Annotated in this window: 7 protein-coding genes; 1 reads left to right on the forward strand and 6 read right to left on the reverse strand. The window is 68.4% G+C overall.

Annotated elements, in window-relative coordinates:
• Window positions 1–29: 29 nt before the first annotated feature.
• The 6 genes from ACZ3TS_RS32785 to ACZ3TS_RS32810 all read right to left on the reverse strand — a co-directional run bounded on the left by ACZ3TS_RS32785 (window position 30) and on the right by ACZ3TS_RS32810 (window position 13,271).
• Window positions 30–944, reverse strand: coding sequence for a hypothetical protein (locus tag ACZ3TS_RS32785; protein ID WP_467625115.1), 915 nt, complete (start codon window positions 942–944; stop codon window positions 30–32).
• A gap of 117 nt (window positions 945–1,061) precedes the next feature.
• A complete protein-coding gene (locus ACZ3TS_RS32790) occupies window positions 1,062–2,198 on the reverse strand; it encodes an AAA family ATPase (RefSeq protein ID WP_467625117.1) in 1,137 nt (378 codons plus the stop codon).
• Complete coding sequence (locus tag ACZ3TS_RS32795) at window positions 2,191–3,408, reverse strand: DUF262 domain-containing protein (RefSeq protein ID WP_467625120.1); 1,218 nt, start codon at window positions 3,406–3,408, stop codon at window positions 2,191–2,193. The genes ACZ3TS_RS32790 and ACZ3TS_RS32795 overlap by 8 nt, the downstream gene beginning before the upstream one ends.
• Before the next feature lie 436 nt (window positions 3,409–3,844).
• The gene (locus ACZ3TS_RS32800) at window positions 3,845–8,980 is read right to left on the reverse strand and encodes a class I SAM-dependent DNA methyltransferase (protein ID WP_467625122.1); all 5,136 of its coding nucleotides are present in this window, start codon (window positions 8,978–8,980) and stop codon (window positions 3,845–3,847) included.
• Window positions 8,981–9,005: 25 nt separating this feature from the next.
• Window positions 9,006–11,888: an SNF2-related protein gene (locus tag ACZ3TS_RS32805; RefSeq protein WP_467625124.1), complete on the reverse strand. Its 2,883-nt coding sequence runs from the start codon at window positions 11,886–11,888 to the stop codon at window positions 9,006–9,008.
• A gap of 126 nt (window positions 11,889–12,014) precedes the next feature.
• On the reverse strand, window positions 12,015–13,271 hold the full coding sequence (locus tag ACZ3TS_RS32810; protein ID WP_467625127.1) for a serine/threonine-protein kinase: 1,257 nt from the start codon (window positions 13,269–13,271) through the stop codon (window positions 12,015–12,017).
• 122 nt (window positions 13,272–13,393) lie between these two features.
• On the opposite strand from ACZ3TS_RS32810, the gene ACZ3TS_RS32815 reads away from it, so the two are divergent.
• On the forward strand, window positions 13,394–13,549 hold the full coding sequence (locus ACZ3TS_RS32815; RefSeq protein ID WP_467625129.1) for a hypothetical protein: 156 nt from the start codon (window positions 13,394–13,396) through the stop codon (window positions 13,547–13,549).
• Window positions 13,550–13,557 lie beyond the last annotated feature (8 nt).

Here is a 13,557-nt window from a genome sequence, read left to right on the forward strand (position 1 = left end):
GTGTGGGGCTCTGTGGGTGGACTGCGCTGTCAGAGATGCCGACCGATGTGGGCGATGCGGATCGCTTTCTCGTCGTGGACCAAGCGGAAGTAGATCCGCCCGGCTCCAGTGTTGATGTTGCCGTGCAGTTCGAAGCAGCGGCTCACGCCGTCCAGGTCGTCCCACCAACGATTCCGCCGGGCGCCCTCGTGCTCGGGCCGGATGTGGGCGGCCTCCCAGTGCGGTCCGGTCGGTGACGTGACCGGGTCCCAGCCAGCGGCCGACTCCTGGAGCTGGCGGAGCAGCCGCTTGGTGCCCTTGAACCATCGGGGATCGAGGTTCTCCAGATGGTCCCGCACGTGTGGCAGGAACTGCAGATTGGGGAAGAGATCCCCCGCCTGGGCCCAGAGTTCGGCGCCGCTGGACACTGCGTCCAGGCCTTCCGTCCGGGCCCACGTCTCGTGTGCGTCGAGATGGTCCGCCCGGCAGGCATGCCGTACGCAGTCTGTGTAGTTGGTCAGGTTCAGCTCGCCGGACCGCACATCCTCCGCGAGTTCCTCGACGTCGAGGCGGAGCCAGGTCGCGTCCCAGCACGGGTCGACAGGCAGGCTTAGAGCCAGCCCGTCCGACATCTGCGCGGCGCCGAGACCCTGGACTTCGACTCCCTTGTGGCTGTGCCTGACCGCACCCTGCTCGGGCGCCGCCGACTCGTGGAGGGCCTTGGCGAAGGTGGTGCACCGGTCGCGCATCCGCTGGATGAACAGGTGCTGCTCCCGGTTCCGCCGGTCGTTCCGCCACTGGGCGTAGTAGTAGCCCCTCGCCAACTCCGTGTCGCCGATGGGGCTCTGCGTGGCGAGGCTGATGTCCCGCCACTCCCTGAGCTTCTTCAGCATGGAGACGAACGCCCGCATGCCGTCGGCGACTTTGTCCGCGTCCGCCTCGGACGCACAGGACTGTTCGTTCATGAAAACGAGAAGAGGCACGTCCCCCCACCCCTGTCTGTATCCGTGCCGTTGAATCGGCCGACGTCCGTGCCTGACCTCGGGCTTGATGAAACCCAGGCCTGACGTCCGGTCGTGCCGTCAGTCGAGAAGCTGGTCGAGTGAGTTCTCCCACTCGTCGAAGAAGCCGACGGGCCACTCGGAGAGCGTGCCGTCGGAGGCGATCACCGGGCTGACGACCTCGGAGGTCTGGCCGTCGCGCCGGAAATAGTGCACGGCCGACGCTTCGGCCGGCAGCCGCCCCTTCTTGACTTCCAGCCGAAGCCCGTTCAGGACATGGTCGCTGTGCGTCTCCATGACGATCTGCGCCTCGCCCGCCGCTGCCGCACCGGCGAGATATGCCATCCACGTCTGGCCCTGCGGGTGGAGGTGAGCCTCCGGGTTCTCCAGTAGGATCAGCGATCCCGGCTTCGATGACAGGCACGCCACCACGATCGGCAGTACGTACGTAAGCCCGAAGCCCACGTTCGTCGGACGGTAAGCGTTGGAGCGCGAGGCGCCGGAGCCGAAGGTGTAGCTCAGCCGCACGGTGTCGGTGCCGACTATCCCCGAAGCTTCGAGGCTCACGCCGGGGCACAGCTTCTGCATCCACGCCCGTGTCTGGTCGAGCAGGGAGGACGAGGCCGCATCCTTGATACGCAACTGCTTCGAGGTCACCTCGTCATCCTGGTGCGCCCTCAGATAGTTGACGGTGTGCTCACCCTCCGGGCCGAGGAAGCCCCGGCTGCTCACCGCGTGATGCGAGCGCGGGTAACTGACCTGCGGCGAGATACGGTCCGCCCTGAGGTACTGGAACCCGGGCCCGAACAGCGTCGGGAGCAGCGCCGCCAGCGAGGCCGCGTCTCGCGGCGCCTGGCTCTCCTCCTTGAGCAGTTTCAGGTGGTCGGCCTCCTGCTCGTAGGTGGCCGACCACCGGGTGCTCGCCCCGTCCCCCTGCACGTCTAGACTGATGTGCGGTCCGTGCTCGTCGTAGAACTCGTACCGCACATCCTGGCCAGTGCCGAGCTGCACGAGTTCCCCGTTGAGCAGCAGACCCGCCTCCGTGTCACCGACCGGCGTCAGATCTCCCGACTCGTAGGACTGCCGGAGCAGGGCCAACGACTGGAGCACCGAACTCTTCCCGGAGGAGTTGAGGCCGGTGAGCAGAGTGAAGGGCGCCAGGCCGATCCGCTGCCGCGAGAATGCCTTGAAGTTGGTGAGCGTGAGCGACTCAAGCATGCAGCACCTCGCGGATCAGGTCCTTCATCGACTGGAAGCGGTAGTTGACCTTGTCGGCGTCACCCGTGCCGGAGGAGATGGAGTCGAAGAACTCCGGCTCGTCCACGAGGTCCATGAACTTGTCCCGTACAAACTCGGCACGCACCGCGAGCTCGTCGATCTCCTCCGGCGCACACTGCGCCAGGACCACGCTCTGCACCTCGAACAGCGCCTTGTTGATCGGATAGCGGAAGCTGGCTCCCCGGACCTGTTTCCGGAACGCGTGGCGCCCGAACACCCGGCGGCAAGCGGACATCGCATACTCGAACTCGTCCACGAGGCCACCGCGCGCGCCAGGCGACAACCGGTTGATGGAGTGCATTGCGTTGCGGAGGAAGCCATCGAAGTCCTGCGTCGTGTAACGCTCCGGAGGGTTCAGCCAGAAGGCCAGGAAGCGCAGGCAGAGTTCCCGCTCGGCCATGCGGGTCGGGGAGACACTCCTGGTCGTCGCCTCCAGGAAGGCCTCGCTCCCCGCCAGCTCGGCGAGCAGCTTCCTAGCCGGGCCGGGAATCAGCGCGTGCCGCAGTTCCTGCCGGCTCAAGGGCTGCCCACCCGTGTTGATACGGGCGAAGATGTTGAACTTCGCTTCCTCGGGCGTCCCCTTCCGGATGACGAGCAGGGACAGCTCGGTCTCCGAGATGCGCGTCTGCATCCGGCCGGGGAGATCCTCGAACTGGCACCCGTTGTACGTGGTGAGGTACTCGAGGTCGGACAGATACAGCCGTTCGAGACCCGCGGCCGCCGGCTGTACGAACCGGACGATGGTCGAGAGACGCTGAACCCCGTCCACCACGGACCAAGAATCGTCGTCCTCCTGCGCAACGTAGATCGTCGGCAGGGCGATCCGCAACAGCAGCGACTCAATTAGCCGGCTCTGCGACCTCTCGTTCCAGACGCCCGAGTGCCGCTGGAAGTCGGGCTGCAGGTCGATCTGCCCTCGCGAGAGTCGCTTTATGACAAGATCGACCGTCGTGGACCGGGGCTGGACGTCGATGAGCTCCGGATCAAACTCGATCTGATGCGCCTCGCCGACGTCTTCGGCCTCGATATCGGCGTTGATCCCGGTGTCGGTGAACTCGAAGCGGACCTGCTGGTTGCGCGGAGGCGGGAAGGCCGCGTCGAGATCGAAAGCCCCGGAGGCGCTTCCGCGGCCAGTCGTTCCGCCTGCCAAAGGGGCGCTCCTTCATGAGTTCATCACAAGTGGTATGACAGCAGGCTACCTGATGCCCCGTCGGGATAGGGGGGACCCGGGGGAGGGGGAGTGAGGGAACCGGGGGCCCGGCGGCGCGGCGGTCAAGTGCTTGCAGTTGGTTACTGTATGCGCAAAGGTGGTAAGCAGTGTGTGACGGTGCGGGTCATTCTGGTGGCGCAAAGCGGCGGTCGAATGTGTGCGCGAGAACCAGTAGGTGGCCAGCCGTGGGGACGAGCGGCGAGGATTCGTGCGGGGCCGGCGGTGTCGGGGCGGAGGCGGCGGCCATCGTGGGGTGTGAGGCTCGTGGAGTTCGCTGCGGATGGCTGAGCGATACGTCGGTCTCGGCAGCAGCGGCTTGCGGCTGAGTGGGCGCGGGTGCCGGTACGTCGGCTCCCGCGCCCTTTGCTTGGCTGGCTCAGCTGTTGCCCGGCTCCGGCGGGGTCCAGCGGCCAACTGCGATCTCCTCGTCCAGGCGGGCCTGGAAGTGGGCGTGCGCGGCGCGCATTTCGGCTTCGCGGTCGGCCTTGTAGAAGGGGGCGGTGTAGCCAGCTGGGGGCGGGGTCGTCTCCGGGTTTTCAAGGTGAGCCAGCAGGTCAATGTAGTCCTGCTTGGTCTGGCCGTGACCGTAGGTGTTGAAGTCCGCGGCGATCTTGCGGCCGTTAACGTCGAAGTAGGTCGCTGACTCGTAGTCGTAGAGCTGCGGGTAGCGGGACTTGAAGATCCCGGCGAGTTGATCGGCGGTGATACCAAGCCAGACAGCGACGAGGGCGTCCAGTTCGACGAGCGCGGCCCGGCGCTCGTACTCGGTGCGGAGCGGGGTGGTGTACTCCCAGGTCGGCTTGAGGCCAGCGGTGAGGGGGTTCAGACCAGGCCAGTTGGGGTTGGCCCAGTCCTCATAGCCCGCCCAGAGAGGGTCGAACAGCTCCGTCCAAAGGGAGGCGTAGTGGGTGGTGAGGGCGTTCAGACGGAGGGTGCGCAGAAGTAGGGCGGGGGCCAGAGGGTGCTGCGGGTCCGCAGCGGGCAACTGCTTTGCATTGGCAGGCGTGAGGTCGCTTTTCCCAGTGATGCGCAAGAGGTAGTCGAGTGGCAATGAAGCCCAGAATCCTGCGTTGAGGGCAGTCAGCCTGTTGTCAGCCATGGCCATTGAGTGGACGGCGTCAATGTGGGCGGGGCCAGGCGGGATGAGGGCAGCCTGCAGGCTGCGGCTCGTGTTAAAGGGGATCATCCTTCGCCAGGCAAGCCTGAAAGCCGTTGTGAACGGACTCCCGCGCCAGGTGTCCTGTGCTGCGACGAAGGTCGCCTCATCGGTGGCGCGCGCATAGTTCGTCACTGGAACGCACGTTTCTGGAAGCTCCGTTACCACCAGTGGGTCCCAGTCTCTGTTGCTTCTGCATGGAATCCTAGGCTGTTTCGAGAAAGGAAGCGCAGAAGCAAAGTGCGGTCCTTGCAGGATGACGTCTCCGAGCTGAGAAACGGCCTGGTTACTCCAGCGGATCAACCCATTCTTTTTAGCGCTTCCTTCGTGGTAACCGCTGGAGATCATAGGGTGGTAATCGGCTAGGCTGCTCCGATGCGTGGCAAGCGCCTCGATCGCCCTTTGCTCGCCAACCAGGACTGGGTAAAGCAGTGGTGTCTGTGCTGCTCCGCTTGTTGCACCCGTCAGAGCTCGCCAACTTTCTAGCAACGTCATATCCACATGCACTATGCGTTCGCGGTGCGGCCGAACGTCCCACGAGCCGTTGTGCTTGATGCCAGGCATTGCACCTTGCCCGTCATGAGCCAGCGAATCAGGCAAAACTTCGGCGCCCCGAAGTTCACTTACGTGCATAAAGTCAGGTTCCCGGGGTGCGCCGTAGATGTGCACACCAAATTCCCAACCGCGGTCAAGATCTTCGAAGGCCCAGTTCGCCGAGTTTACGAAGTGGGCATGGACCCGGAGATGCCGGTAGGCGGCAGCCCGGATGACACCTTCGCGTACACCGCCGAAGTGTGTGTCAGGGTGGAGCAGACCCACGCTGCCATGCGGTGCGATGTGCCGCCACACTTGAGCCATGAAAGCTCGGTAGAGATCGCTCTGCGTACCGAGAAGGAGCGGATATACAGCCGGGCTGCTCAGTATGGCAACGGCTCCCGTATGGGCGGCAAGCTCGCCCAAGAGAAAAACTTGGCCGTCGGCATGTGTGCTTAGCGCCTCTTCCTTTCGGAGACGCCAGTCCGCCACACTGGGCTTCTCCGCGAGCGTGAACCACGGCTCCAATTCCGCCAGGATCAGGTCCTCCTGCCATTTCGGCCGAACCCAAGGCGGATTCCCCACCTGCAGATCAAACCCGCCCCGCGCGCGGAATACCTGCCCGAACTCCAGCTCCCAGTGGAAGAACCCCTGTCGCTCGGCCACATCTCGAGCGACCGCTGCCCACGGATACCGCGACTCCAGCGAGTAGAACCGCTCCATGCCCATCCACTCGGGCAGTTCGTCCTCGTACCGCTCAAGCTCATCGAGCGTGTCGAACTGGGACACCAGCGAGTCCGCCGGCACGTCATGCGTACCCAGCAGCGACTCAGCGAAGTCCAGCCAGTCATCCAGCGAGGCCAGCGGGATCACCGGGCGGCGCTCGCCCCGGATCTGTTCCCTACGGCTGCCGCCCCGCGCGCGCTTCGACTTGACCTCGACGACTTCGACCCCGCCGAACAGGTCCTCCGACTCGTACGTCTCCCGCGTAGGCGCACCCGACTGGGCCGGGACCGGGACTGCCGACACGGTCCATGCCGCTGACTGCGAGGCTACCTCCGCCGCCCGCGCATACGAGTCATGCGAACCGTCCAGAAGCGCAGCCTCCTGCACCGGCCAGAACCACAGCGCGCACCACGCGTCCATCAGCGTCTTCAGACGCCAGTACGGGGTATCGACCGCTTCCAGGTCCGCCTTGACCTTCTCCCTGGGCACCGCGAACTCGGGCGAGCGCAGCCAGCCGTCCTCCGCGCCCCACACGTCGATCCGTCGCGAGATCTCTCGCTCGGAGATCTCCAGCCGGCGAATGACCAGCCCCCATAGGTACTCCGCCCGCCTCGCCAGACCCTGCAGGCGCTCGATCTGCCTGGCCGTGGGCTGCCTGGTGATGGCCTTCCTCCAAGCCGCCAACGCCTTCGCCTGATCCGGTGCCAGTACCTTGGCCTCCTTCTCGGCCGCTACCGCGCCCCACTCCGCCGCCGGCAGCAGGAAGTGATGGACCGCGTTCTCCCTGAGGCGCTGGACCTCACCACTTCGCGTCTTGCGCTCGATCACCGTCACCGGCAGGCCGTTGGCGGCCTCCGTCAGAGGGAAGCGCTCCGGGGTGGTCCCGAGCCAGCCCCGGTTCCGTAGCCGCTCCGCCGGATAGACCTCACGCCTGGCCCCGATCAGCGAGTTGCCGCGCCGCAAATGCAGCCCGAACCACGGCGCCTCCATCCCCGGGTGCATCGTGTTCAGCCACAGCGACACCTCCGCCAGCTCCACCGCCGTGTCGTTCAAGTCCACGCCGTAGGAGTTGTGCAGGGCGATGTACGCCTTGGCCTTCTGGAGTTCGACTGCGTACTTCTCCGTGTCGATGGCGACGCCCAGCTCGTCCTGACGCCGCCGCAGGTACTCCGCCGCGACCTGGTTGATCGCCTCGTTGAGGAACGCGCCCGAGCCGAGCGCCGGCTCGCAGATCTTCCAGTCCAGCATCTCGCGCGCCTCGGTGACCGTGTCGTCCTGGTCCAGGCGATGCTGCAACGCGAGCTGGACCGTCACCCGGGTCAGCGACTCCGGCGTGTAGTACGAGGCCGACGTCTGGCGGTCGCGCCCCGACAGGCGGTAAACGAACGCGCCCGGCGCGTACCGCACGCGCTCCTCCACACCCGTGTCCTCGTCCTTGTGCCGGACGAACACCTCGTCCGGGTACTCGTCGGCCTTCGTCGCCGGGATCAGCCAGGAGCCGTCCTTCGGGTCGCCGTTCTTCGCGACCTCGTACAGTTCCTCGCCCGCCACGAAGCCCGAGTAGGACATCAGGCCCTCGTACACGGCGCCGAGCTGGTTGATGCCGAGCTGGGCGTAGGAGATGAAGCCGCCGCGCTCGCGCCTCTTGCCGCGCGTCAGCATCAGCAGGCGCAGCACCCGGTACAGGGTCTCGTTGCGCAGGCGGGTATCGATGAAACGCTCCCCGTCGTCAGCACTAGCACCAGCCTCGGCCTCGGTGTCGACGCGCGGGTCCGGAACCGCGTCCCGCCCGATCAGCCGGATCGCGTCCGGCTCGAACAGCTTGGAGTGCAGCGGCTCGAACCGCAGCCCCAGGTCCTCCGAGGTCTTCGCGGTCACGGCCTCCGTCGACTCCGCGTTCACCCCGTGCGTGCGGCGCGGCCGGTACCCTTCCTGGACCTTCCCGAACAGCAGGTCCAGCGACTCGTACAGGTAGAACCCCTTGCGGGACTTCTCGTCCACGAGATCCCGCTCGGCGATCAACTCGCCCAACCGGCCCAGGCCGTACCCCATCTGGTACTCGAGGTAGTCCGAGGGCAGGATGCCCAGCTCCGGGCGGGCCTCCGCGTACAGCAGGAACAGCACCCGGTACAGGTAGCGCAGCGACTCCCGCGTCAACTGGCGGCCCAGTTCGGGGAGTTCCTTGACCTCGTCTGGACGGACGCCGGCCTCGCGCAGCCGGTCCAGGACCTCGTTGGCGATCAGTTCGACGCTCAGCCGCAGGCCGTCGCGGAGTTCGCTGGAGACGCCCACCGCGTGCTTCGTGGACTTGTCGAGGAGCGCGGTGAGGGGGTTCTCGCCGCCCTCTTCCGGCGTGCGCAGCGAGTCGGCGCCAAACAGTGCGGCCACCGTGTCGAGTTCGCCGCCCGCCTTGGTGTCGTTGCGTTCCAGCGCCGCGTCCAGCGACACCGCCAGGTAGCGGCCCTCGCCCCACGCGGCCCGGTCGGCGAGCACGACGACGCCGCCGACCAGCAGCAGGACGTAGCGGGGGGCGTCCTCGCAGGCGAACAGGAAGGAGGCGAGCTTGGAGCCGGTGGCGACGGTGTGCTGGCCGTCCAGGCGCAGTTCGTCCAGGAGGCGTCCCGGGCCGTCGGGGTCCAGGGCGTCGTCGGGTTCGGCGGACCAGCCGCAGTCCAGGGCGACCAGGTCCTTCTCCGCGTGCGCGACCGTCACCTCGTGGGACTGGTCGGCACGGACGACGGTGAGCGTGCCCGGCTTGGCGTCGAAGCCGAGGGCGTGCAGCACCTCCGCGTTGAGCGCGCGGACGCGGTCGCACCACTCGGGGGCGTCGTACGTGACGGCGTCGTCGCCGGTCGCCGCCCGCTCCTCGTCCATCGTGAAGTAGGAGCGGGCCGCGAAGTAGGGGCGGCGCAGCGCCCGCAGGCCCGCGCGCGGGGTGACCGGCAGCGCGCCCTCGGGGCGCTCGGTGCCGGCGGCGTCCTCCTCGCGCTGCTTCCACTCGGCGAGCAGGCCGGACTTGAGGTCCTTGGGGAGGACCTCGGCGAGGTAGTGCGCGGAGAAGTAGTCGCCGCGGTTGACCAGGCTGTCGTACGTCATCTTCGTGAACCTCTGGGGGACTCGGTCAGGCGGCGTGGGCGGTGGCGGGGGCCAGCACGGCGAGTACGCGCAGCATCGGGCGGCCGGTGGTGAGGAGGGAGTCCGCGAGGGACGCGAGACGCTCACGCGTACCGGTGGGCGCGGAGCCGCCGCTCGCCAGCGTCGGCTGCTCCCACGAGCCGAGGCGGGTCTTGTACTCCTCGACGGGGGCCCTCAGCGGCTCGTCCCACGCCTCGCGGCGGAGTTCCAGGAAGGCCTCCGCGGTGTCCAGGACGCCGGGGATCGCCTCGGCGAGGCGGGCCGTGTCGTGCGTGAGGCCGGGGTTCGCCATCGTCGGGCCGACCTGGGCGCGGCGCAGTACCGCCACCATGTCGTCGTCGACCTCGCCGTCCGCGGTGACCGCCATCCACTTGACGACGGTCGGCCGGCCGAGCGCGTTGGAGTAGATGCCCTGCACGAGGTACGTGGGCTGCGGCACGTCGGCCGTCAGCACCGGCGCCTCCTGGCGGTCCAGGCGGACAAGGACCTTGTCCGTGAGCCACTCCATGACGGGGTGCAGGTCGGTCAGCAGGGAGATGTCGGGCCAGCTGGACGTCGCCGAGGCGCGGGCGCGCGTGAGGCTGTGGTCGGCGAGCCGCCGGTTGAAGGTGACCTTCAGCCGGTCGCGCAGGCCCTGCTCGCGGACGTAGTCCGGGGGCAGGGCCTTGAGACGGTGCACCAGGTCGGAGGGCGGGACGAAGGAGAGCAGGCCGGTCTCGGGGTCGGCGGACAGGTCCAGCCGGTCGTGGGCGTCCGGGTAGACCTCGCGCAGCGCCTCGTCCAGGAACTCGCGGGCGGAGGCGAACAACCGGGGCACGTGGGCCTTCGGCGCCGCCCCGGTCCCGTGGCCGGCGTCGCCCGCGGTGTCCTCTTCCGGTTCCTCGTTGACGGGGCCGAAGAAGTCGGCGAGGAAGTCGTCCACGGCGTCGTCCTCGCCGGTGCCCGAGGCGCGGTCGGTGTCCAGGGACTCGTCCACGGTGCGGCCCCGCAGCAGGTCCTGGATGAGGGACTTCTCCTCGGCCTCCGCCCGGTACAGGCCGGACACCGCCTCCGCCGTGCCCAGCGACTGGTGGGCCTGGGCCTCGCGCTCCAGCAGGCGCTCCGCGACAAGGGTGTCGTCCTTGGCGCCGTCGACCGAGCTGGTGAGGATCAGCGCCCGGAACTGCGGCTGGTGCGCCTGCCCGTAGCGGTCGATGCGGCCGTTGCGCTGCTCGATGCGGATGAGCGACCACGGCACGTCGTAGTGGACGAGCTGGTGGCACTGGCGGTGCAGGTTGACGCCCTCGGAGGCGACGTCGCCGGTGAACAGGATGCGTACGGGTGTGTCCGCGAGGCCGAAGTCCTCCACGCACTGCATCTGCTGCTCGTCGGACAGGCCGCCGTGCATGACCCGGGCCGCCTCCTCGGCGGCCTTGCCCTTGAAGCCGAGGGCCTGCGGTACGGTCCGGGCCAGCCACTCCAGGGTCTGCACCCGCTCGGAGAAGACCACGACCCGGGTGTCGGACTTTGGCCCGACCCCGATCTGCCGCAACTGGTCCAGCAGGGCCTTGGACTTGCCCGAGTCCGCCTCCGTCATGCCCGAGGACAGCTCCAGCAGCCGGTGCAGGGCGGCGCGTTCGGCGGCCGTTGACTCCGGGGCGTTCTTCTTCTCCAGCGTCTTGATGCGGGTGCTGACCGTGGCCTTCAGCGCGGTGTGGGAGGAGAGGAAGGACTTCAGCAGCGTGTACGGGAACAGGGGGACGTCACTGACCGACTTGGAACCGTCGGACGGCAGCCAGACCGCGGCCAGTTCGTCGAAGATCTTCTCCTCGGCGGGGGTGGCCGTGATCCGGATCGAGCGGGAGGGGCCGCGGTCCGCCCACTGGCCCTTCATCTGCTCGCGCACCTCGGGGCTGACCTTGGTGCGCCGGATGAACAGATGCTCGATGTCCTCGGCGCGGTAGTGCTCAGGGTCGCGGATCGCGGCCGGGTCGAGCAGGGAGATCAACTCGGCGAAGGAGCGTGCGTCGCCGTTGTGCGGGGTCGCGGAGGCCAGCAGGAGGGCGTCGGTGTGCGGGGCCAGCGTGCGGGCCAGCTGGTTGCGCAGGGAGCCCTTGTTGATGAGGTTGTGCGACTCGTCGATGACGACCGCGTCCCAGGTGATCCGCTCCAGGTGGTGCTTGTACTGGTCGGTGTTCTTCAGCGTGTCGATGGAGACGATGACGCGCTTGAAGTACGTGAACGGGTTGCGGCCCGCGGGGATCTCCCGCTGGATCCGCTCGATGCCCACCGAGTCCAGGCGCACCAGCGGGATCGCGAACCGCGTCCACAGTTCGTGCTGGAACTGCTCCAGCACGTGCTGCGGGGTGACGACGAGGATGCGCTCGCCGCGGCCGCGGCGGATCAGCTCGGCGAGCGTGAGGCCGATCTCCAGGGTCTTGCCGAGGCCGACGACGTCCGCGATGAGCATGCGGGGGCGCAGGTTGCGGCCCGACAGCGCGAGTTGCGCGGGGCGCTGCTGGTAGGGGAGCGAGTCCAGGAGGAAGGAGTCCGCGAGCGCCAGGCCGCGCTCGGCCTGCGGCAGCGGCGTCTTGCGCAGGACCGCCTCCAGGAACAGGCGCGAGCGGCGGAAGTTGGGCGAGTCGTCCCGCACCAGGCGGGTCCGCTTCGGGTCGAACAGCTCGATCCGGTCCAGGCCGGTGAAGAACACCGCTTCCTGGTCGCGCACGAAGTCCGACGCACCGACGGCCTCGATCCGGGCGCCGTCATGCTCGGTCCGCGTCGCGTTGCGGACCAGCCACACCTCGTCCCGTACGAGGATCTGGGCGCCCGGCGGGAACTGGGCGTCCTGGCCGCTCGCCGCGGGAGCCGTGGTGAGGTCGGCGGTCACTCGGGTGCCTCCTGAGTCGTCGTGTCGAGGTGCTGGGGGTGGGGCCGCGTCGGGTGCGACGCCCGTGCCGGCGTGCGGCCGGTTCGGGCGCCGGTCAAGAGTGGTGCGGAAGCTGCCGGGCCACGGTCAGGAGGTCCGGCTCGGTACGAAGGGCGCTCCCGCCGCATAGGCGGCGCGGATGCGCTCCGCCGTTCTGCGCGCCTGCACCGAGTGGCGCAGGGTGCCCGGCGGCCCCGCGCGGTGCCGGGGCGACTTCGCGGGACGGCTCGGCGTCGACCGATCCCCGTGGGTGCCTTCCGAGGTGTCGCCGTGTGCGGACGCGGCGGGCGCCTGGGTTTCGGGCGTCTCCGTGACCGCGGGTGGTACCGGGAGCGTGGGTGTGGGCACCACCGCGTCGGCCGTGGGCGACGGCTCCTGTGCGGCCGAAGCGGTCGCCGTGGGCAGGTGCGCGAAGGGGACGGCCGGCGGAGGGGCGGGTGCGGGGGGCGGCACGGCCGGGGTGTGCTGCTGTGCGGTGTGGGCGGTGAGCCGGCGGCGCGCCTGGGCGATCTTCAGCCCGTGGGCCTCGACGACCGAACGGCACCGCTGCACCACCTCGACCAGCGGCGGACGGTCCTGCGCGCGGTGGGCCAGCATGTCCGTCAGCAGCGGCACCAGGTCGGCGGGGGCGTCCGACAGGTCAGGGGCCGCATCGGGGTCGGTGACCAGGTGGAAGACCATGTAGGGCGTCGCCGCCTGGTGCGGGTAGTGGCCGGCCGCCGCGAACAGCAGCACCGCACCGAGCGCGTAGACGTCCACGGCGGACATCAGCGGCTTCTCACCGGCCGCCTGCTCCGGGGCCATGCAGACCGGGGTGCCGACGACCTGGTTGGGCGCGGTGAGCGACACGCTCGACTCGGCGAAGGCGGCCAGGCCGAAGTCGATGATCTTCGGGCCGTTCGGGCCGAGGAGGATGTTCGCCGGTTTGAGGTCGCGGTGCAGCAGACCCTGTGTGTGGACGGCCGACAGTGCCTCGGCGAGGATCGCGCCGAGCGCGGCGGTGAGGACCGACGGCAGCGGTCCGTGCGTCTCCACATGCCGGGCGAGGTCGGGGCCGGCCACGTACTCGGTGGCCAGCCACGGCTGCTCCGCCTCCGCGTCGGCTCCCAGGAACGCCGCGATCCGCGGACCCCAGATGGTCTTCAGGACCTCGATCTCCTGTGCGAACCGCCCGCGGGACTCCGAGTCCACGACCGACGGCTTGATCACCTTCACCGCGGCGGGTTCGCCACCGAGCGATTCCCCGAGGAAGACCTGGCCCATGCCTCCTTGGCCGATCCGGCCGAGGAGTTCGAAGTCGCCCAGCGAGAGCGGGTCCTCGGGGTTCAGGGGCGTGATCTGCACGTGTGTCCTCGTAACTCGGTCGTGGCGAGCGCGTCTGATCAGCCGCGATGCGCGCCTGAAGACACGGTAGTGGATGCGGTCGGAGCCGGGAACGCGGATTGCGGGATGGAGATATCAACCTCTTGAGGTGGAGAACACGTGAAGAGTCCGACTGGGTGTGGGTCGGCCGCAGTCGGGACGTCTGCCGTCTCGTGGGTGAGGTCCACTTGGAGCGCGCGTACTTCGCCGCCCTCGTGTGGCCGCTGCTCATCGAGTGGCTCCCCGAGTTCCTCCCGTGAGCGTTCGG

The sequence above is a fragment of the Streptomyces sp. NPDC022910 genome, from assembly GCF_055561075.1.